This is a genomic window from Streptomyces sp. NPDC051133, from assembly GCF_040682635.1.
Classification (GTDB): Bacteria; Actinomycetota; Actinomycetes; order Streptomycetales; family Streptomycetaceae; genus Streptomyces.
This window is the reverse complement of record NZ_JBFBBK010000023.1, coordinates 126438-146703: the sequence shown is the minus strand read 5'-3', so window position 1 is coordinate 146703 and position 20266 is coordinate 126438. Positions and strand designations below refer to the sequence as shown.

General features: G+C 72.4%; 21 protein-coding genes. 9 read left to right on the top strand and 12 right to left on the bottom strand.

The genetic code is table 11. The annotated features are described in order from the left end of the window. Nucleotides 1-92: 92 nt before the first annotated feature. From AB0N17_RS24155 to AB0N17_RS24140, 4 genes are all read right to left on the bottom strand, one after another. Nucleotides 93-611: a histidine phosphatase family protein gene (locus AB0N17_RS24155; protein ID WP_366013524.1), complete on the bottom strand. Its 519-nt coding sequence runs from the start codon at nucleotides 609-611 to the stop codon at nucleotides 93-95. Between the two features lie 78 nt (nucleotides 612-689). Continuing rightward, nucleotides 690-896 (bottom strand): hypothetical protein, encoded by a 207-nt coding sequence (locus tag AB0N17_RS24150; RefSeq protein WP_366013527.1) that lies wholly within the window; start codon nucleotides 894-896, stop codon nucleotides 690-692. 182 nt (nucleotides 897-1078) lie between these two features. Then, nucleotides 1079-1198: an SGM_5486 family transporter-associated protein gene (locus tag AB0N17_RS24145; RefSeq protein ID WP_366013523.1), complete on the bottom strand. Its 120-nt coding sequence runs from the start codon at nucleotides 1196-1198 to the stop codon at nucleotides 1079-1081. Between the two features lie 107 nt (nucleotides 1199-1305). Beyond that, nucleotides 1306-2649: a CynX/NimT family MFS transporter gene (locus AB0N17_RS24140; protein WP_366013522.1), complete on the bottom strand. Its 1344-nt coding sequence runs from the start codon at nucleotides 2647-2649 to the stop codon at nucleotides 1306-1308. A gap of 70 nt (nucleotides 2650-2719) precedes the next feature. On the opposite strand from AB0N17_RS24140, the gene AB0N17_RS24135 reads away from it, so the two are divergent. Continuing rightward, on the top strand, nucleotides 2720-3403 hold the full coding sequence (locus AB0N17_RS24135) for a FadR/GntR family transcriptional regulator (RefSeq protein ID WP_366013521.1): 684 nt from the start codon (nucleotides 2720-2722) through the stop codon (nucleotides 3401-3403). Here AB0N17_RS24135 and AB0N17_RS24130 read toward each other — a convergent pair. The 3 genes from AB0N17_RS24130 to fabG all read right to left on the bottom strand — a co-directional run bounded on the left by AB0N17_RS24130 (nucleotide 3381) and on the right by fabG (nucleotide 5514). Further along, a complete protein-coding gene (locus tag AB0N17_RS24130; protein ID WP_366013520.1) occupies nucleotides 3381-3737 on the bottom strand; it encodes a hypothetical protein in 357 nt (118 codons plus the stop codon). The two genes, AB0N17_RS24135 and AB0N17_RS24130, sit on opposite strands and share 23 nt — an antisense overlap. Before the next feature lie 299 nt (nucleotides 3738-4036). Then, the gene (gene fabI, locus AB0N17_RS24125) at nucleotides 4037-4804 is read right to left on the bottom strand and encodes an enoyl-ACP reductase FabI (protein WP_366013519.1); all 768 of its coding nucleotides are present in this window, start codon (nucleotides 4802-4804) and stop codon (nucleotides 4037-4039) included. A 5-nt stretch (nucleotides 4805-4809) separates the two neighbouring features. Next, a complete protein-coding gene (fabG, locus tag AB0N17_RS24120) occupies nucleotides 4810-5514 on the bottom strand; it encodes a 3-oxoacyl-[acyl-carrier-protein] reductase (RefSeq protein WP_366013518.1) in 705 nt (234 codons plus the stop codon). A 260-nt stretch (nucleotides 5515-5774) separates the two neighbouring features. Here fabG and AB0N17_RS24115 point away from each other — a divergent pair, with 260 nt between their 5' ends. The 3 genes from AB0N17_RS24115 (at nucleotide 5775) to tyrS (ending at nucleotide 10024) form a co-directional block, all read left to right on the top strand. Then, nucleotides 5775-7298: a TldD/PmbA family protein gene (locus AB0N17_RS24115; protein WP_366013517.1), complete on the top strand. Its 1524-nt coding sequence runs from the start codon at nucleotides 5775-5777 to the stop codon at nucleotides 7296-7298. Continuing rightward, complete coding sequence (locus AB0N17_RS24110) at nucleotides 7295-8689, top strand: metallopeptidase TldD-related protein (RefSeq protein WP_366013516.1); 1395 nt, start codon at nucleotides 7295-7297, stop codon at nucleotides 8687-8689. The genes AB0N17_RS24115 and AB0N17_RS24110 overlap by 4 nt, the downstream gene beginning before the upstream one ends. 66 nt (nucleotides 8690-8755) lie before the next feature. After that, complete coding sequence (tyrS, locus tag AB0N17_RS24105; protein ID WP_366013515.1) at nucleotides 8756-10024, top strand: tyrosine--tRNA ligase; 1269 nt, start codon at nucleotides 8756-8758, stop codon at nucleotides 10022-10024. A gap of 97 nt (nucleotides 10025-10121) precedes the next feature. Here tyrS and AB0N17_RS24100 read toward each other — a convergent pair whose 3' ends face one another. Beyond that, nucleotides 10122-10409 carry a GlsB/YeaQ/YmgE family stress response membrane protein gene (locus AB0N17_RS24100; protein ID WP_366013514.1) on the bottom strand — a complete coding sequence of 96 codons (288 nt, stop codon included), beginning with the start codon at nucleotides 10407-10409 and terminating at the stop codon, nucleotides 10122-10124. A gap of 244 nt (nucleotides 10410-10653) precedes the next feature. Here AB0N17_RS24100 and AB0N17_RS24095 point away from each other — a divergent pair, with 244 nt between their 5' ends. Then, nucleotides 10654-11046 carry a DUF3099 domain-containing protein gene (locus AB0N17_RS24095; RefSeq protein ID WP_366013513.1) on the top strand — a complete coding sequence of 131 codons (393 nt, stop codon included), beginning with the start codon at nucleotides 10654-10656 and terminating at the stop codon, nucleotides 11044-11046. A 222-nt stretch (nucleotides 11047-11268) separates the two neighbouring features. Then, nucleotides 11269-11487: a hypothetical protein gene (locus tag AB0N17_RS24090; protein ID WP_366013512.1), complete on the top strand. Its 219-nt coding sequence runs from the start codon at nucleotides 11269-11271 to the stop codon at nucleotides 11485-11487. Here the strand turns inward: AB0N17_RS24090 and moaA are convergent. The 3 genes from moaA to AB0N17_RS24075 all read right to left on the bottom strand — a co-directional run bounded on the left by moaA (nucleotide 11484) and on the right by AB0N17_RS24075 (nucleotide 14648). Then, entirely contained in the window at nucleotides 11484-12473 is a 990-nt protein-coding gene (moaA, locus tag AB0N17_RS24085; protein ID WP_366013511.1) for a GTP 3',8-cyclase MoaA, read from the bottom strand. The genes AB0N17_RS24090 and moaA overlap by 4 nt on opposite strands. Nucleotides 12474-12639: 166 nt before the next feature. Next, entirely contained in the window at nucleotides 12640-14295 is a 1656-nt protein-coding gene (locus tag AB0N17_RS24080) for a cation acetate symporter (RefSeq protein ID WP_366013510.1), read from the bottom strand. Further along, entirely contained in the window at nucleotides 14292-14648 is a 357-nt protein-coding gene (locus tag AB0N17_RS24075; protein ID WP_366013509.1) for a DUF485 domain-containing protein, read from the bottom strand. The genes AB0N17_RS24080 and AB0N17_RS24075 overlap by 4 nt, the downstream gene beginning before the upstream one ends. A gap of 259 nt (nucleotides 14649-14907) precedes the next feature. Between AB0N17_RS24075 and AB0N17_RS24070 the strand changes: the two genes are divergently transcribed. The 3 genes from AB0N17_RS24070 (at nucleotide 14908) to AB0N17_RS24060 (ending at nucleotide 19044) form a co-directional block, all read left to right on the top strand. Continuing rightward, on the top strand, nucleotides 14908-16434 hold the full coding sequence (locus AB0N17_RS24070; RefSeq protein ID WP_366013508.1) for a S8 family serine peptidase: 1527 nt from the start codon (nucleotides 14908-14910) through the stop codon (nucleotides 16432-16434). A 105-nt stretch (nucleotides 16435-16539) separates the two neighbouring features. Beyond that, entirely contained in the window at nucleotides 16540-17916 is a 1377-nt protein-coding gene (locus AB0N17_RS24065) for a CoA transferase (protein WP_366013507.1), read from the top strand. A gap of 117 nt (nucleotides 17917-18033) precedes the next feature. Then, on the top strand, nucleotides 18034-19044 hold the full coding sequence (locus tag AB0N17_RS24060; RefSeq protein ID WP_366013506.1) for a CopD family protein: 1011 nt from the start codon (nucleotides 18034-18036) through the stop codon (nucleotides 19042-19044). Nucleotides 19045-19058: 14 nt separating this feature from the next. Here the strand turns inward: AB0N17_RS24060 and AB0N17_RS24055 are convergent, their stop codons facing one another. Next, on the bottom strand, nucleotides 19059-20108 hold the full coding sequence (locus tag AB0N17_RS24055; RefSeq protein ID WP_366013505.1) for a zinc-dependent alcohol dehydrogenase family protein: 1050 nt from the start codon (nucleotides 20106-20108) through the stop codon (nucleotides 19059-19061). Nucleotides 20109-20266 lie beyond the last annotated feature (158 nt).

Below are 20266 nucleotides of genomic sequence, written 5' to 3'. Positions count from 1 at the left end.
AAGTACTGGCGGTCGGCGTCGAGGAAGAAGTTGACCCCGGCATAACAGCCACCGGTGGGTCAGGTGCCGGGCCCCCTGCCGTACGGGTGAGGTCACTCGGCGGGCGCCCAGTACTCCGTGAGCGTGGCCGCGCCCGGCTCCAGGCTCTTCCACGGGCCGTCGAAGGTCAGCAGGGCGAAGGCGGCGGCGGGGAAGCCCCGGCGGTTCATCCGCTCGCGCGCGTCACCCTCGGCCGCGCCGGCGAGGACCTCGGCCAGGCCGTGCACGCCCGGGTTGTGGCCGATCAGGATCACCTTGCGGGCGTCGTCCGGGAGCTCGTTGAGCACGGCGACGAGTTCGCCGGGCGAGGCCTCGTAGACCCGCTCCTCGTAGACGGTCTTCGGCCGGTGCGACAGCTCGTGGACGGCGAGCTTCCAGGTCTCGCGGGTCCGGGCCGCGGTGGAGCACAGGGCCAGGTCGAAGGTGATGCCGGTGTCGGCCAGCTTGCGTCCGGCGACCGGGGCGTCCTTGCGGCCCCGCTCGGCGAGCGGGCGCTCATGGTCGGACACCTGGGGCCAGTCGGCTTTCGCATGCCGGAAGAGGGCGATCGTGCGGGGTTCTGCGACGCTCATGGAACCCAGCTTCGCACGAAACAAGCCAGGCGGCGCAGGGAGTTGACATGCGGATTCACCGCGCGAGGGGGCTTCGGGTCAGCGCGCGAGGAGCTGCTGCACGCGCTCGACGAGGTGGCCGATCGCCGGGTCGCCGCTCGCCGCGTGCGCGTCCGACGGGTTCAGTATCAGCAGGAGCAGGGCGATGAAGGCCAGCGTGGGCAGGGCGAGGGCCCACCAGGGGAGCCCGATGTCGACGCCGCCCGTGGTCGCCGGGTGGGGCCGGGAAGGGGTGCGGGCCGGCATGATCGCCTCCGTGAGCGTCGAGCGGGGTGCGTGACCGCCCCGTGCGGTCACCTCTCGAAGCTACGGAATCCGGGGTCGCCAACCCATCCGGAGATCCACCCACTTGACCCTGACCCTTACCCCCTAGGGGATGGGGGGGCCTGCCCCACCATCCGGCCTTCGGGGCGGCCGGGCGACGGCCGTCACGGGGACGCGATGGTCGCGATGACGGCGATGACGACGAAGATGGCGAAGAACGCGCCGAAGACGAGCAGCATCTTCTTCTGGCCGTTCTTGGGGTTCGGGTCGAGCACAGGCTGCATGCCGCCAGTCTCGCACCCTCGCCGCCGATCGCTCGCACGGGGTCGTCCCTGCGTGGCGGCCGCGCGGGCCGGCGGTCAGCCCTGGCTGGTGCTCGCGGGGACGGCTGTCAGCCCCGCGCGGCCTCGTCCTCCACCGTGCGGTTCCGGCCCGCCAGCCAGCCGACCACCATCTGGGGCAGCATCAGGGCCGCCATGAGGGCGATGGGCAGCCCCCAGCCGCCGCTCTGCTGGTAGAGCACGCCGACCAGCAGCGGTCCGGGGATGGAGATGAGGTAGCCGGTGCTCTGCGCGAAGGCGGACAGCTGGACCACGCCCGGACCGCTCCTGGCCCGCATGCCGACCATCGTCAGCGCCAGCGGGAAGGCACAGTTGGAGACGCCGAGCAGCACGGCCCAGACCCAGGAGCCGCCGGCGGGGGCGAAGTACAGACCGGCGTATCCGGCGAGGCCGCAGACGCCCAGGACCAGCACGATCGGGCCCTGGTGGGGCAGTCGCGTGGCGACGCGCGGGATGACGAAGGCCAGCGGTACGCCCATCACCATGGTGACGGCGAGCAGCAGGCCCGCGGTGCCCGCCGGGACCCCGGCGTCCCGGAAGATCTGCGCCATCCAGCCCATGGTGATGTAGGCGGCGGTGGCCTGGAGGCCGAAGAAGACGGCGAGCGCCCAGGCGGTGCGGCTGCGGGTGATGCGCAGCGCGGCGGGCTGTTCCGCCGGCGCGGGCGCCGACGGCTGCCGGTCCTCGCGTCGCGGTGCCGGGGCGGTGCCGCGGTCGCGCACCAGCGGCAGCCAGGGCAGGACCGCGGCGGCGGCGACGGCCGCCCACACGGCGAGGCCGGACCGCCAGCTGCCGCCCATGGCGTCGGTCAGCGGGACGGTCACCGCGGCGGCGAGGGAGGTGCCGAGGGCGAGGGCCATCGAGTACAGGCCGGTCATGGAGCCGACCCGGTCGGGGAACCAGCGCTTGACGATGACCGGCATCAGGACGTTGCTGACGGCGATGCCCATCAGGGCGAGCGCGCTGGCGGCGAGGAAGCCGGCGGTGCCGCCGACGAAGGGCCGTATCAGCAGGCCCGTGGTGATGGCGGCCATGCCGGCGCACACCACGGCGGCGGGGCCGAAGCGGCGGGCCAGACGGGGCGCGGTGACGCCGAAGACCGCGAAGCAGAGCGGGGGCACGGAGGTGAGCAGCCCGGCCACGCTGCCGCTCATGCCGAGTCCGCCGCGGACCTCCTCCAGGAGCGCGCCGAGGCTCGTGATGGCCGGCCGGAGGTTCAGCGCGGAGAGCACGATGCCGACGACGACCAGGCGGGTCGTCCACGCGCGTGCGTGGGCTGCGCCCTTGCTCGTCTCGGGGGTGCGCGCCGTGGCGGCCCCGCCGGGTTCGGTCGGTGCCATCGCCGTACGGGTCTCCACTGTCCGGGTTTCCTCACTAGCCATGAGACACATCATAGAATCATGGGATGATTGGTTGTCCATTCCCGGTGCGGCTCCGCCCCGGTCCGACGTGCGAAGGTGGGCCATGCCACTGAGCCACCCGCGCCGTTCGGCGCTGTCCGAGCAGGTCATCGCCGAGCTGCGGAACCAGATCGCCACCGGCGAGTGGCCCGTCGGCTCACGCATCCCGACGGAGCCGGAACTGGTCGAGCAGCTCGGGGTCGCCCGCAACACCGTCCGCGAGGCCGTCCGCGCGCTCGCGCACAACGGCCTGCTGGACATCCGGCAGGGTTCCGGCACGTACGTCGTGGCGACGAGCGAGCTCGCCGGCGTGATGCACCGCCGGTTCGCCGGCGCCGACCCCCGGCACATCGCGGAGCTGCGCTCGACGCTGGAATCCGCCGCGGCCAAGCTCGCCGCCGAGCGGCGCACCGAGAAGGACCTCAAGCAGCTGGACGCGCTGCTGGCCCGGCGCGAGGAGGCCTGGGAGGCGGGCGAGGCAGAGGCGTTCGTGACCGCTGACGCCACGTTCCACCTGGCCGTCGTCGCCGCCTCGCACAACGACGTCATGACGGCGATGTACGCCGACCTGGGCGAGGTGCTGAGGGACTGGCTGCGCGCGGACGTCGGGGCGGAACTGACTCCGGAGACGCACATGGACCACGCGCGGCTGGTGGACGCGATCCGCACCGGGGACGCGGAGGCGGCGGCGGTGGAGGCGGCGAGCTATCCGTTCCTGTGCCGGTTCAGCGCACCTTCTGGTGACTGATCCACACCGAGCGGACCTCCTTCCAGCACCGCCCGGTGAGCCGCACGGTCAGGGCGGGCGCGGTGTCCGCCGGGGCGCTGTCGGTGTCGATGTCCCACCAGCGGGCGCACTCGATGTGCAGGCGCACCCGGTCGGTGTCGACATAGGGGTTGTGGCAGTACGCCGTCACGTGGGAGCCGTGGACGGTCGTACGGCAGGCGGCGCCGAACGGGTTCGGCGCGGCCGCCCGTCCGTCGCGCACGCGCGCGTGCGCGTGCGGCATCGCGTCGTACGGCAGGGACAGCACGAGGGCGAGGGCCACGGTCACCGGGGCCAGGCTGCGGGACAGGCGCACAAGGGGACCTCCTCGGCCGGGCTGCGGAGGGGCGCGTGAAGGACGCGTAATCCAGGGTGCGCCGTCCGCCCGGCGACGGCCCGGCCGGTGGGCCGAACGGGTGACGTTCCGCGTCCCGGGCCGCCCCGTCCGCCACTGCCGGCCGTTGCCGGCTTCCTGGCCTCGCCGTCGGCCGCTGTCCGCCGTGCCGGCCGCTTTCGGCTTCCCGGCCGCCGTAGAGCCGCTCCCGGGTACGGCGGAGGCCCGCACCCCGTCAGGGGCGCGGGCCTCGGCCGTCGGTCATGCCTCGGCGGCAGCGGTCACGCGCCGATCGCGTGCAGGCCGCCGTCGACGTGGATGATCTCGCCGGTGGTCTTCGGGAACCAGTCGCTCAGCAGGGCGACGATGCCGCGGCCGGCCGGCTCCGGGTCCTTCAGGTCCCACTCCAGCGGGGAGCGGCTGTCCCACACGGAGGCCAGCTCGCCGAAGCCCGGGATGGACTTGGCGGCCATGGAGCCGATGGGGCCCGCGGAGACGAGGTTGCAGCGGATGTTCTGCTTGCCCAGGTCGCGCGCCATGTAGCGGCTGGTGGCCTCCAGGGCGGCCTTGGCGGGGCCCATCCAGTCGTACTGCGGCCAGGCGAACTGGGCGTCGAAGGTGAGGCCGACGACCGAGCCGCCGTTCTGCATCAACGGCAGGCAGGCCATGGTCAGCGACTTCAGGGAGTACGCCGAGACGTGCATGGCGGTGGCCACGGACTCGAACGGCGTGTTGAGGAAGTTGCCGCCGAGCGCGTCCTGCGGCGCGAAGCCGATGGAGTGCACGACGCCGTCGAGGCCGCCCAGCTCCTCGCCGACGATGTCGGCCAGCCGGCCGAGGTGCTCGTCGTTGGTGACGTCCAGCTCGATGACCTTGGTCGGCTTCGGCAGCTTCTTGGCGATGCGCTCGGTCAGCGTGGGCCGCGGGAACGCGGTCAGGATGATCTCCGCGCCCTGCTCCTGGGCCAGCTTGGCCGCGTGGAAGGCGATGGAGGACTCCATCAGCACACCGGTGATCAGGACGCGCTTGCCCTCGAGGATTCCGCTCATGGTGATCAGTGACCCATTCCCAGTCCGCCGTCAACGGGAATGACGGCTCCAGTGATGTACGAGGCGTCGTCCGAGGCGAGGAACCGCACCGTCGCGGCGATCTCCTCCGGCTGCGCGTAACGGGCGAGCGGCACCTGAGACACGATGTTCTCGCGCTGCTCGTCGGTGAGCGCCTTGGTCATGTCGGTGTCCACGAAGCCGGGCGCGACGACGTTGAAGGTGATGTTGCGCGAGCCCAGCTCACGGGCGAGGGAGCGCGCGAAGCCGACCAGCGCGGCCTTGGAGGCGGCGTAGTTGGCCTGTCCCGCCGAGCCGAGCAGGCCGACCACGGACGAGATGAGGATGACGCGGCCCTTCTTGGCGCGCAGCATTCCTCGATTGGCGCGCTTGACGACGCGGAAGGTGCCGGTGAGGTTGGTGTCGATGACCGAGGTGAAGTCCTCCTCGGACATGCGCATCAGGAGCTGGTCCTTGGTGACACCGGCGTTGGCGATCAGTATCTCGACCGGGCCGTGCTGCTCCTCGATCTCCTTGTAGGCCTGCTCCACCTGCTCCGGGTCGGTGATGTCGCACTTGACGGCGAGGAAGCCGGTGGGCGGCTCACCCGAGCGGTACGTGATCGCGACCTTGTCGCCGGCGTCGGCGAAAGCGCGGGCGATGGCGAGGCCGATGCCCCGGTTTCCTCCGGTGACGAGAACCGAGCGGCTCAACGGATCACCCTTTCGATAGCGGTCTGCAGCGGTCCGACAACCCGCCCGAGCACCTCGACACAGGCGGCGATGACAGGCGGCTTCATCGAAAACCTATCGGTACGGCCGCGCCCGCGGGCATTCGGGCACCGACAGTGGCGCGGGGGTGTCGCTGTCGGGTCCCTACAGAATGCGCCGGTCCGGAACCGAAAGGTGTGGTCCGCCGGACCGCTCCCGCGACATGATCGGACCCGACAGGCCACGACAGCAGGGAGACCTCCGTGCCTCATTCCATCGACGAAGCCTTCACGGCGCTTCCCCTACGGGCCCTCGCCGACGCCGCGCTCGCACGCGCGCGTGCGCTCGGAGCCGAGCACGCGGACTTCCGGCTCGAGCGGGTGCGCAGCGCGTCCTGGCGGCTGCGGGACGCCAAGCCGGCCGGTTCGTCCGACACCACCGACCTCGGGTACGCGGTCCGGGTCGTGCACGGCGGTACGTGGGGCTTCGCGTCCGGGGTGGACCTGACGCTCGACGCCGCGGCCAGGGTCGCCTCCCAGGCGGTGGCCATGGCCAAGCTGTCCGCGCAGGTCATCAAGGCCGCGGGGTCCGACGAGCGGGTGGAGCTGGCCGGCGAGCCGGTGCATGCCGACAGGACGTGGGTGTCGTCGTACGAGATCGACCCGTTCTCGGTGCCGGACGAGGAGAAGGCGGGGCTGCTGGCGCAGTGGAGCGCGCGGCTGCTGGCCGCGAACGGCGTCGACCACGTCGACGCATCGCTGCTCACCGTCCACGAGAACAAGTTCTACGCGGACACGGCCGGCACCGTCACGACCCAGCAGCGCGTGCGTCTGCACCCGCAGCTGACGGCCGTGTCGGTGGACGAGTCGAGCGGCGAGTTCGACTCGATGCGCACCATCGCGCCGCCCGTCGGGCGGGGGTGGGAGTACCTCACCGGGACCGGCTGGGACTGGGACGGGGAGCTGGAGCGGATCCCGGAGCTGCTCGCCGAGAAGATGCGCGCGCCGAGCGTGGAGCCGGGACCGTACGACCTGGTCGTCGATCCGTCCAACCTGTGGCTGACCATCCACGAGTCCATCGGGCACGCCACCGAGCTGGACCGCGCCCTCGGCTACGAGGCCGCCTACGCCGGCACCTCGTTCGCCACCTTCGACCAGCTGGGCAAGCTGCGCTACGGCTCGGAGCTGATGAACGTCACCGGTGACCGCACCGCCGAGCACGGCCTCGCGACCGTCGGCTACGACGACGAGGGCGTCGAGGCGCAGTCCTGGGACCTGGTGAAGGACGGCACGCTGGTCGGGTACCAGCTGGACCGGCGGATCGCGCGGCTGACCGGGTTCGAGCGGTCCAACGGCTGCGCGTACGCCGACTCCCCCGCCCATGTGCCGGTGCAGCGCATGGCCAACGTGTCCCTGCTCCCGGACCCGGCCGGGCTGTCGACGGAGGACCTGATCGGCGGGGTCGACCGGGGCATCTACGTCGTCGGCGACCGGTCCTGGTCGATCGACATGCAGCGCTACAACTTCCAGTTCACCGGGCAGCGCTTCTTCAGGATCGAGAACGGGCGGATCACCGGGCAGCTCAAGGACGTCGCCTACCAGGCCACCACGACCGACTTCTGGGGGTCGATGGCCGCCGTCGGCGGTCCGCAGACCTATGTCCTCGGCGGTGCCTTCAACTGCGGCAAGGCCCAGCCCGGGCAGGTGGCCGCCGTGTCCCACGGGTGCCCGTCGGCTCTGTTCAGGGCTGTGAACATCCTCAACACCACTCAGGAGGCCGGTCGATGAGCGCCCGCAGCAACAAGCCGCACGAGACCGTCGAGCAGGCCCTCGCGCTGTCCCGGGCCGACGGGTGCGTCGTCATCGCCGACGAGCACTCGACCGCCAACCTCCGCTGGGCCGGCAACGCGCTGACCACGAACGGTGTGACCCGCGGTCGTACGCTCACCGTGATCGCGACCGTGGACGGCGCGGAGGGCACCGCCTCCGGTGTCGTGTCCCGGTCGGCGGTCACCGCTCAGGAGCTGGAGCCGCTGGTGCGGGCCGCCGAGGCCGCCGCGCGCGGGGCCGGGCCCGCCGAGGACGCGCAGCCGCTGGTCGGCGGGGTGCCTCAGGCCCCCGGCTTCACGGACGCGCCCGCCGAGACCTCCTCGGCCGTGTTCGCGGACTTCGCCCCGGCGCTCGGCGAGGCGTTCGCACGCGCGCGTGCGGGCGGCCGGGAGCTGTACGGCTTCGCCAACCACGAGATGGTGTCCACCTATGTGGGGACGTCCACGGGCCTGCGCCTGAGGCACGACCAGCCCACCGGCACCCTCGAGCTGAACGCGAAGTCACCGGACGGCACCCGCTCGGCGTGGGCCGGCCGGTCCACCCGGGACTTCAAGGACGTCGACCCGGGCGCGCTGGACGCGGAACTGGCCGTACGGCTGGGCTGGGCGGAGCGGCGCGTGGAACTGCCCGCCGGGCGCTACGAGACGCTGCTGCCGCCGACCGCGGTCGCGGACCTGCTGATCTACCAGCTGTGGTCGGCGTCGGGCCGGGACGCGGTCGAAGGGCGGACGGTGTTCTCCAAGCCGGGCGGGGGCACCCGGGTCGGCGAGAAGCTGAGCGCGCTGCCGCTGTCCCTGCGCAGCGACCCCCGCGAACCCGGTCTGGAGTGCCCGCCGTTCGTGGTCGCCCACTCCTCCGGCGGCGACCAGTCGGTCTTCGACAACGGGCTGCCGGCGCACGCCACCGAGTGGATCGGCGACGGGGTGCTGAAGCGCCTGACGACGACCCGGCACACCGCGGGCCTGACCGGGCTGCCGGTCGCCCCGGCGCTCGGCAACCTGATCCTGGACGGCGGGGACGACCGCTCCCTGGAGGAGATGGTCGCGGGCACGGAGCGCGGGCTGCTGCTGACCTGCCTGTGGTACATCCGCGAGGTGGACCCGGCCACCCTGCTGCTCACGGGCCTGACCCGGGACGGGGTCTACCTCGTGGAGAACGGCGAGGTGACCGGGCAGGTGAACAACTTCCGGTTCAACGAGTCGCCGGTGGACCTGCTGGGGCGGGCCACGGAGGCAGGGCGCACCGAGAGGACGCTGCCGCGCGAGTGGAGCGACTGGTTCACCCGGGCCGCGATGCCCGCGCTGCGCATCCCCGATTTCAACATGAGCTCTGTCAGTCAGGGCGTATAACCTCGTAGTCGTTCGTGGTCGGGCGTCACCCGGCCACCCGAAGATCATCGAGGAGACACGAGAACCGTGACGGACATCGTCGACGAGCTGAAGTGGCGGGGGCTGTTCGCCCTGTCCACCGACGAGGACGCTTTGCGCAAGGCGCTCGCGGACGGTCCCGTCACGTTCTATTGCGGCTTCGACCCGACCGCGCCGTCCCTGCACGTGGGGCATCTGGTGCAGGTGCTCACCGTGCGCCGGCTCCAGCAGGCCGGGCACCGGCCGCTGGCGCTGGTCGGCGGCGCCACGGGCCTGATCGGCGACCCGCGCCCGACCGCGGAGCGCACGCTGAACGACCCGGAGACGGTGGCCGGCTGGGTCGGCAGGCTGCGCGCCCAGATCGAGCCGTTCCTGTCCTTCGAGGGTGAGAACGCGGCCGTCATGGTCAACAACCTCGACTGGACCGCGAACCTCTCCGCGATCGAGTTCCTGCGGGACATCGGCAAGCACTTCCGCGTCAACAAGATGCTGACGAAGGACTCGGTGGCCCGCCGCCTGGAGTCGGACCAGGGCATCAGCTACACCGAGTTCAGCTACCAGATCCTGCAGGGCATGGACTTCCTGCAGCTGTACCGGCGGTACGGCTGCACGCTCCAGCAGGGCGGCAGCGACCAGTGGGGCAACCTCACGGCCGGGCTCGACCTGATCCACCGGCTGGAGCCGGGTGCCGAGGCGCACGCCCTGGCCACCCCGCTGATGACCAAGGCGGACGGCACCAAGTTCGGCAAGACCGAGGGCGGCGCCGTCTGGCTCGACCCGGAGATGACGACGCCGTACGCGTTCTACCAGTTCTGGCTGAACGTGGACGACCGGGACATCTCGACGTACATGCGGATCCTGTCCTTCAAGTCCCGCGAGGAGCTGGAGGAGCTGGAGAAGCAGACCGAGGAGCGGCCGCAGGCCCGGGCCGCCCAGCGGGCGCTCGCCGAGGAGCTGACGACGCTGGTGCACGGCGCCGGCCAGACGGCCGCGGTGATCGCCGCGAGCCGTGCCCTCTTCGGGCAGGGAGAGCTGGCGGAGCTGGACGGCGGGACGCTGGCGGCGGCGCTGTCGGAGCTGCCGCGCATCCAGGTCGCCGAGCTCGGTCCGGTGGTCGACCTGTTCGCCGAGGTCGGGCTCGTCGCCAGCAAGTCGGCCGCGCGGCGGACGGTGAAGGAGGGCGGCGCCTACGTGAACAACGTGAAGGTGGCGTCCGAGGACGCCGTGCCGGCGCAGGAGGACCTGCTGGACGGGCGGTGGCTGGTGCTGCGCCGCGGCAAGAAGAACCTGGCCGCGGTGGAGCTCCTCGCCAAGTGACGCCGTGGGGGCGTGGGGGGTCCGCGGAGCACGGCTTCGGCCGTGGCTCGTCACGCGGCCCCGCGCCCCTGACGCGGCGCCGCACCCGGGGTGTCTCTCAGACTCCGGCCCTCTGCTGTTTCCGCTTGCCCAGCGTCGCCATGTAGAGGGCGTCGACCGCGGCGACGATGATGATGGCGGCCACGAGCTGGAAGATGTGCCGGCTCCAGTCGATACCGCGGGTCTCCCCGACGCCGACGGCGCGGGCGACCGCGTTGCCCACGATGGCGCCCAGCATGCCGCAGATCGTGGTCAGCCACAGCGGGCTGTGCTGCTTGCCCGGGATGACCGCCTTGGCGATGACTCCCAGGACGAATCCCACGATGATCGCCCACAACCAGCCCATGGCTGCCTCCTCGTCCGGCTCCACGTGAGCATTACGGCCAGTCTGGGTCGGGGGGCCGTACGGCGCATGTCGGGTTCACCCGTACGCGGCGGGCCGAAGGCGACGGCGCAGGCAGGGGGCGACCCGGTCTCGTGGGCGGCGCGGGTGCGGCGTAACGTGGGAGATGTCCCGGTCCGGTTCCCCGCTGGGTGTGGACCAGGGTGCGGGCCGGGGAGTGTCCGATGCGGGCGGATGGTGGAATGTGATGCGGAAACAGCACGGCGGCAGCGGCCAGGTGTTCCGGATCACCGGAGCCCGGACGGGACTCGCCGAGGACGTACGGGGCCGGCAGCGGCGGTACGTCATCTCGATGTCGATCCGGACCCTGTCGGTCATCCTCGCGGCCTCGCTGTGGAACGTCGAGCGGTACGTCGCGATCGTCGCGCTGGTGCTCGGCGCGGTCCTCCCCTACGTCGCGGTGGTCATCGCGAACGCGGGCCGGGAGCGGCCGCCGTCGCTGCCCTCGACGTTCGTGATCGCGCCCACGCGTCCGATGATCACGCCGCCGCGCGCGGAGGAGGACCGGGCGGAATCGGTTCCCCGGGACGCGGCGGCCCCTCCGGCGGGGGCGACGGGCGAGCGGGCCGATCCGGCCTGATCGCGGGCGGCGCGCGGGACGCGCCCGCGTGGCAAGCTCAAGAAAAGCTCAGATGAATCTGCAGTTCCGGTGCCGGGCGGCGGGTGACCCATGACATACTGCGTACGCGCTCCGCATCCCCCGTCGGAGCGACGGACCGACGCCGGGCAGCTCCCCCCGTGGCTGCTCGGCGTCGCCTTGTCTGCGCCCCTTTTCGAAGACGATCCCGCGTGAGACGAACCTGTGAGTGACGAGACCCCCATCTGCTCCGCCAAGGGCTGCCACGCCGCCGCCGTGTGGGTGCTGGCCTGGAACAATCCGAAGATCCACACGCCGGAGCGGCGCAAGACGTGGCTGGCCTGCGAGGAGCACCGCGAGCATCTGTCGCAGTTCCTCGGGGTCCGGGGGTTCCTGAAGGACGTGGTGAAGTTCGCGGACTGGCAGGAGCCCGAGGGGGCCTAACCGCCGATCGCCGACATCGGCCGGTCCGGCTGGACGAACGACGGGTCGTCCAGGCCCGCCCCCGCCTTCTTGCCCCACATCGCCAGACGCCAGATGCGGGCGATCTCCTCGTCGGGCGCCCCGCTGCGCAGAGCCGCGCGCAGGTCGGTCTCCTCGGTCGCGAACAGGCAGGTGCGTATCTGGCCGTCGGCCGTGAGGCGGGTGCGGTCGCAGGCCGCGCAGAACGGGCGGGTGACCGAGGCGATGACGCCGACCCGGTGGGGGCCGCCGTCCACCAGCCAGCGTTCCGCCGGTGCGGAGCCGCGCTCGTCCTTGCCCTCGGGGGTCAGGTCGAAGCGGGTGCGCAGGGAGGTGAGGATGTCGCCGGCGGTGACCATGCCGTCGCGCTTCCAGCCGTGCTGGGCGTCCAGGGGCATCTGCTCGATGAAGCGCAGTTCGTAGTCGTGCTCGACGGCCCAGGCCAGCAGGTCGGGGGCCTCGTCCTCGTTCAGCCCCGGCATCAGGACCGTGTTGACCTTGACCGGGGTGAGGTCCGCCTCGCGGGCGGCTTCCAGGCCCGCGATGACGTCGTGGTGGCGGTCGCGGCGGGTGAGGGCCTTGAAGACGTCCGGGCGGAGGGTGTCCAGGGAGACGTTGACCCGGTCCAGGCCCGCGGCCTTCAGGGCGGTCGCGGTGCGCTTCAGGCCGATGCCGTTGGTGGTGAGGGACATCTGGGGGCGCGGGGCGAGGGCCGCCACGCGCTCGACGATGCCGACGAGGCCCGGGCGGAGCAGGGGCTCGCCGCCGGTGAAGCGGACCTCTTCTATGCCGAGCATGCGCACGGCGATGTCGATGAGGCGGACGATCTCGTCGTCCGTGAGCAGGTCGGGCTTGGACAGCCACTGCAGGCCTTCCTCGGGCATGCAGTAGGTGCAGCGCAGGTTGCACCGGTCCGTCAGCGAGACCCTCAGGTCGGTGGCCACTCGGCCGTAGGTGTCGATGAGCACGTGGGCCCCCTCCCTCGATCCGGAGCACTCATATTCCGTCACCTGTGAGCCTACGTGAGACCGCTGACAACGACAGCGGCCCGATCCCACGAGGTACGGCGCGGCCGCGTCGTAGGACCGTACAGTCCTGGACGACGCGGCCGTCCGTACGAAGGTCAGTGCGCTCTCAGTGCGCTCCGGTGCCGGTCAGGGACCGCACCTCCAGCTCGGCGTACTTGCCGCTGTCCGGGGTCTCCTTCGACAGCAGGGTGCCCAGGGCGCCGAGCAGGAATCCCACGGGGATCGAGATGATGCCGGGGTTCTCCAGCGGGAACCAGTGGAAGTCCACCTCGGGGAACATCGAGGTCGGCTTGCCGGAGACGACCGGCGAGAACAGCACCAGGCCGACGGCGGTGACCAGGCCGCCGTAGATCGACCACAGGGCGCCGGAGGTGGTGAACCGCTTCCAGAACAGGCTGTAGAGGATCGTCGGCAGGTTCGCCGAGGCCGCGACCGCGAAGGCGAGGGCGACGAGTCCGGCCACGTTCAGGTCGCGGGCGAGGGCGCCGAGGACGATCGAGACCGCGCCGATGCCGACGGTCGCCCAGCGGGCCGCGCCGACCTCCTGCTTCTCGGTGGCCTGTCCCTTCCTGATGACGTTCGCGTAGATGTCGTGGGCGAAGGAGGACGACGAGGCCAGGGTGAGGCCGGCGACGACCGCGAGGATCGTGGCGAAGGCGACCGCGGAGATGGTGGCGAGCAGGACCGCGCCCCAGGTGGAGTCGGTTCCGCCGAGGTGGAGGGCGAGCAGGGGGGCCGCGGTGTTGCCCGCCTTGTTGGAGGCGATGATCTCGTCCGGTTTGATCAGCGCGGCGGCACCGAAACCGAGGGCGAGGGTCATCAGGTAGAAGGCCCCGATCAGGCCGATCGCCCAGATGACCGACTTACGGGCCGCCTTGGCGGTCGGCACCGTGTAGAAGCGGATGAGGATGTGCGGCAGGCCCGCGGTGCCGAGGACCAGGGCGATGCCGAGGGAGATGAAGTCCAGCTTGGTGGTGCCGGTGGCGCCGTACTTCAGGCCCGGCTCCAGGAAGGCGGACCCCTTGCCGCTGTTGTCGGCGGCCTTGCCGAGCAGGTCCGAGATGTTGAAGTGGAACTTCAGCAGGACCAGGAAGGTCAGCAGTACGGCGCCGGCGATCAGCAGGACCGCCTTGACCATCTGGACCCAGGTGGTGCCCTTCATGCCGCCGATGGTGACGTAGACGATCATCAGGAGGCCGACCAGGGCGACGATGCCGATCTTGCCGCCGTCGCTGGTGATGCCCAGCAGGAGCGAGACGAGGACGCCGGCGCCCGCCATCTGGGCCAGCAGGTAGAAGATCGAGACGACGATCGTGGAGGTGCCGGCGGCCGTGCGGACGGGCCGCTGGCGCATCCGGTACGCCAGTACGTCGCCCATGGTGTAGCGGCCGGAGTTGCGCAGCGGCTCGGCGACCAGGAGCAGGGCGACCAGCCAGGCGACCAGGAAGCCGATGGAGTACAGGAAGCCGTCGTAGCCGAAGAGGGCGATGGCGCCGGCGATCCCCAGGAAGGAGGCCGCGGACATATAATCGCCCGAGACGGCGAGGCCGTTCTGGAAGCCGGTGAACTGGCGCCCGCCGGCGTAGAAGTCGGCGGCGTCCTTGGTCTGGCGGCCCGCCCAGATGGTGATGACGAGAGTCGCGGCGACGAACACCGCGAACAAGGTGATGATCAGCGTCCGGTGCTCGCTCGCCTCACCGGCGGCCAGCAGCGTGTGCGACGCCCGGCCCGTGGCCGACAGGGTGTGCTGCGCGGGGCTCATGCGCCGCCCTCCATCCGGGACTTGATGGCCTCGGCCCTGGGGTCGAGCTTGGCGGCCGCGTGCCGCGCGTACCACCAGGCGATGAGGAAGGTGGTGAGGAACTGGGCGAGACCCAGGACGAGCGCCACGTTGATGTTGCCGGCCACCTTGGTGCCCATGAAGCCGCCCGCGTAGTTGGAGAGCAGGACGTACAGCAGGTACCAGGCGGTGAAGGCGACGGTCAGCGGGAAGGCGAAGGAGCGGTGCGCACGGCGCAGTTCACCGAACTCCGCGCTCTGCTGCACCTCGGTGAACTCCTCGGTGGACGGAAGTGGTGGACCAGGTGTCGCGGGGGGCGGTGTCTCGGTGGCCACGAAGTCTCCTCGCGTGTGCGGCTGCCATGACGACGGGGGCTCGATGGTGCTAGCGCTCCCTGCCCAAGGTCCACGGCGCCACGCGAAGACCGGTTCAAGTCCTATGAGCACTTCCGCAAGCGGTCTTGGTGAGTCATTGCCAAGTCATTGCCGAGTGGTGAGCCGGGAGGATAGCTTCGGCCTGCACCACCCGTCATGTACCTGCCCGAACACCACCTGTGTCTCGGGCGGTTCCGTATCCGGATGATGTGGAGATCCCATGGCTCATCTGCGCTCCAGACGTCGGCTCGCGCTCGCGGTGCCGGTCGCGCTGTCCCTGACCGCCTCGCTCGGCTTCCTGCCCGGGGTGGCCTCGGCGGCGCCCACCGCGGCCCCGGCGGTGCGGGCGGCGGACGGCCCGAACCTCGCGTACGTGGTCAACACCCGGACGGACCGTCGCACGATCGAGTCGGTGCAGCGGGAGATCACGCGCAACGGCGGCACGGTCGTGGCCAGTTACGACCGGATCGGCGTGATCGTCGTCCACTCGGCGAACCCGGACTTCGGCGCCCGGATGCGTGCGGTGCGCGGGGTGGAGTCGGCGGGTGCCACGCGGACCGCGCCGCTGAGTGCGGCGGGGACGACGGACGAGGGCGCGGTGCAGGTCCTGTCGAAGGCGGAGGCCTCGAAGCTGGCCAGGAGCGCGTCGGCGGGCAAAGAGCCGCTGGAGGCCGACCAGTGGGACCTGCGGGCGATCGGCGCCGACAAGGCCGCGCGGATCGACCCGGGCAGCAGGAGCGTGACCGTCGGTGTCATCGACACGGGCGTCGACGACACGCACCCGGACATCGCCCCGAACTTCTCCGCCTCCCAGTCGGCGAACTGTGTGAGCGGCAAGGCGGACACGACGTACGGCGCGTGGCGGCCGGTGGACGCCGACCACTATCACGGCACCCATGTGGCCGGCGAGATAGCCGCGGCCCGCAACGGCATAGGTGTGGCGGGTGTGGCGCCCGGGGTGAAGGTCGCGAGCATCACCGTGGCCCAGCCGGACGCGACCTCGCTGTTCTACCCGGAGAGCGTGGTCTGCGCCTTCGTATTCGCCGCGGACCACGGCATAGAGATCACCAACAACAGCTACTACGTTGATCCGTGGCTGTACAACTGCATGGACGACCCCGATCAACGTGCCATCGTGGACGCGGTCAACAGGGCGCAGTCGTACGCCCAGCGCAAGGGCACGCTCAACGTGGCCTCGGCGGGCAACTCCAACGACGACCTGGACGCGGACGCGCTCACCGACGCCTCCAGCCCCGACGACTCGACGGCGGGGACCCGGACGGTCGACCCGCACGCGTGCTTCGACGTGCCGACCCAGCTGCCGGGTGTGGTCACGGTGAGCGCGGTGGGCGTGAAGGGCGCCAAGTCGTACTACTCCAGCTACGGCCAGGGTGTGATCGACGTGGCGGGGCCCGGCGGTGACAAGTACCAGATCCCGGACACCCCGTCGAAGAACGGCCGCATCCTGTCGACGCTGCCGAACGACCAGTACGGCTTCCTGCAGGGCACCTCGATGGCGTCGCCGCACGTGGCGGCCGTGGCCGCGCTGCTGAAGTCGGCGCATCCGCACGCCACTCCGGCCCAGTTGCAGGCCCTGCTGAAGGCGCAGGCGGACAACCCCGGCTGCCCGAGCGGCCCGTACGACGGTGACGGCGACGGAGTCGTGGACGCGACCTGCGCCGGCGGCCGGCACGTCAACGGCTTCTACGGCTTCGGAGTGGTCGACGCCCTGCGCGCGGTCAAGTAGCGCCCCCTGCCGGGCTGCCGGTTCGACCGGGCCGGCAGCCCGCGCACGACGCCCGCGTCACCCGGGGCACATATATTGATTGAATCAATAATGCATAGTGCAGTCATGACGGATATCGCGATCGCGTGGACTGCACTGGGCGGCGATCCCGCCCTCGTCTCCCGGGTGACGACGGTCGAGCGGCCTGACGCCCTCCCGGCGCGCCTTCCCGTACGGCAGCTCGCACGCGCGTGCGTGGGGGCGTGCGCGCTGGCCGCCGCGGAACTGGCGGCCCGCCGGACGGGCCGCTCCGAGGTACCCGGCGTCCTGGTCGACGACGGCGCCGTCGCGGCCGCCTTCCACAGCGAACGCCTGCTGCTGGTCGACGGGCGGGCGCCGGTCTCCTTCGCGCCGCTGTCCCGCTTCTGGCGGACCGCCGACGGCTGGGTGCGCACCCACGCCAACTACCCGCACCACCGGGACCGGCTGCTCGGCGCCCTGGGCCTGCCCGCCGACGCCTCGGCCGATGCGGTGGCCGGCCTGCTCGCCGAGCGCTCCGCGCTCGACGTCGAGGAGACGGTCCAGGACGCCGGCGGCCTCGCCGTGGCCCTGCGCACGCCCGAGGAATGGGCCGGGCACGAGCAGTCCGCCGCGCTGGCCGCCCGGCCACTGGTGGAGCGGGAGCGCCTCGACACCGCTCCCGCGCGCGTGCTCCCCCCGGCGGACCCCGCCGCCACTCCCCTGCTGCCCGCCGCCGGGCTGCGCGTGCTGGACCTGACCCGGGTCCTGGCGGGCCCGGTCGCCACCCGCACCCTGGCCCTGCTCGGCGCGGACGTCCTGCGCCTGGACGCCCCCTGGCTGCCCGAGCTCGCGGACCAGCACGCCGACACCGGCTTCGGCAAGCGGTCCGCCGCGCTCGACCTGGGCGCCGGCCGGGACACCTTCGAGGACCTGCTCGCCTCGGCCGATGTCGTCGTCACCGGGTACCGGCCCGGCACCCTGGACCGGTTCGGGCTCTCCCCGCGGGCACTGGCCGCGCGCCGGCCCGGCCTGGTCGTGGCGCAGGTCTCGGCATGGGGTGCGTACGGGCCCTGGGGCGCCCGGCGCGGCTTCGACAGCCTGGTGCAGGTGGCGACGGGTATCGCGGTGACCGAGGGGTCGGCCGGGCGGCCGGGCGCGCTGCCCGCGCAGGCCCTGGACCACGGCACCGGCTATCTGCTGGCGGCCGCCGTGCTGCGGGCGCTGACCGAGCAGTCGTACGACGGGGGCAGCCGGTGCGTACGGCTGGCCCTCGCCCGGACCGCGCACCGGCTGACGGACGAGATCCGGCCGTCCCCGGCCACGGGGGTGCCGTACGAGGGCCCGGAGCCCTGGCTCGGCGAGACGGACGGCCCGCTCGGGCGGCTGCGGCACGCCCTGCCGCCGGTGACCTTCGACGGCGGCCCGGCCGGCTGGGCGCGGCCTCCGGTGCCGTGGGGCACGGACCCGGCCGCCTGGCGGTGAGGGCGCGGGCGGCGGCGACGCACGCGTGGCCGGAACCAGGCATATGGACGGAATGATGTACCGCCAGTTGTTTTCGCCGACTTGCCCGGTTCTGCGACGGCTGGTGAAGATCATGGGATGACCCTCATACGACCGAGCGCCGACCCGGCCGACGCGTCCGGCCCCCGCCGGCGGCCCGGCATCGGCCGGGCCGTCGCCGTGCTGGCCCTGGTGCCGCTGGGCGTCCTGATCCCGCTGCTCGGGCCGTCGGCGGCGCTGCACGGCACGGGCGAGGCCGCCGCTCCGGGGGTGGGCGGCACGGCCCTGCTGCGCACGGTGCTGTTCGCCGCGCTGTGCGTGCCCCTCGGTGAGCTGTTCGTGCGGCGGCTCGCCCACGGGCTGCCCGGCGTGCCACCCGAACGGCCGCGCAGCTGGGCGCTGCCCGCGACCGCCGCCGGACTCGTCGCCGCGCTGGCGCTCGCCTCGGTGGTGTCCGCCGGCGATCTGGTCCCGCACCGCCTCGGCCAGATCGACGTCGGCGGGCTGTACGGCACCCGTGACGGCAAGCTGGCCCTGCTGGAGGTCAACGCGTTCCTGCTGGCGGCCCTGTGCGCCGTCACGGGACGCACGGCGGCGCGGCTGTGGCCGCCTGCGGCGGTCGTGGTCGCCGAGGCGCTGCGCGCCCATCCTCCGGCCGAGCAGAGCCCGCTGGTCGGTTCGGGGCTGACGCTGGTGCACCTGACCTGCGCGGCGCTGTGGACGGGCGGGCTGCTGCACACCGTGCGGACCCTGCGGCTGTGGCCGGGCTGCCCGGCCGGGACCGCGCTGCTCGGCCGCTACGCGCGCGTGGCGGCCGTGCTGCTCGCCGCCGTCACGGCGACCGGCGTGTGGAGCTCGCTGCGGCGCATGCCGCCGGCGACGATCCTGGACCAGCTGACGACGACGGCGTACGGACGGACCCTGCTGGCCAAGGTGGTCCTGGTGGCCGGCGTCGCCCTGCTCGCCCTGTGGGCGCGGATCCGGCTGGGCCGCGCGGCGGACCCGCTGACCGCGTGCGCGCCCGCGCGGGCCGAGGTGATCGCGCTGGGCGCGGTCGTCGCGGTCTCGGGTCTGCTGAGCGCGCTGCCGCTGCCGGTCCGCTGGTCGTGACCGGCCGGGACGGCCTACCGGTCGTTGGTGACGAGCACCTTGAGGGCGGTGCGCTCGTCCATGGCCTTGTAGCCGTCGGGGACGCCCTCGATGCCGACGGTCATGTCGAACACCGGCGACGGGTCGATCGTGCCGTCGAGGACGTCGGGCAGCAGGTCGGGGATGTAGGCGCGGACCGGCGCCACACCGCCGCGCAGGGCGATGTTCCGGTCGAACATGACGCCGAGGTCCAGGCCGGTGCCGCTGCCGTGGGGCACGCCGACGAAGCCGATCGCGCCGCCGTCCCGGGTGACGTCGACGGCCGTCCGCATGGACTGCTCGGTGCCGACCGCCTCGACGACGGCGTGTGCGCCTTGGCCGCGGGTGAGTTCCCGGACGGCCTCGACGGCCGCGTCGCCGCGCTCGGCGACGACGTCGGTGGCGCCGAAGCGGCGCGCGATGTCGGTTCGGACGGTGTGCCGGCCCAGCGCGATGATCCGCTCCGCGCCGAGCCGCTTGGCGGCCAGCACCGCGCACAGGCCGACCGCGCCGTCCCCGACCACGGCGACCGTGGCACCGGGGCGGGCGCCCGCACCGAGCGCCGCGTGGTGGCCGGTGCCGAGGACGTCGGAGAGGGTCAGCAGGGCCGACAGCAGATGGTCGTCGGAGGCCGCGTCCTTGGGCAGCTGGACGAGGGTGCCGTCGGCGAAGGGCACGCGGACCGCCTCGCCCTGGCCGCCGTCGTGGCCGACGGAGCCCCAGAAGCCGCCGTGCTCGCAGGACGTCGTCAGGCCCTCGCGGCAGTAGTCGCAGACGCCGTCGGACCACATGAAGGGGGCGACCACCAGGTCACCGCGCCGCACCGTGCCCACTTCGGAGCCGGTCTCCTCGACGATGCCGAGGAACTCGTGCCCGATCCGCTGCCCCGGCTGCCGGGCCGCCTCCCCGCGGTACGCCCACAGGTCGCTGCCGCAGATGCAGGCGCGCAGCACCCGCACGACGGCGTCGGTGGGCAGCTGCACCACCGGCTCGGGGACGTCCTCCACGCGCATGTCGAACGGGGCGTGGATGGTGGTGGCGCGCATGGCGGGTCCTTCTCGTGCGGGGGTGGTGCGGAGATGTGCGGTGCGCTCAGGGGGTGGTCGAGCGCAGCGCCCTTCACGGTACGCCGCCGCCGGCCCGGGCCGCGCGCGGAGGGTGCCCCGGCCTGCGGAGAGTGCCCCGGCCTGCGGAGGGTGCCCCG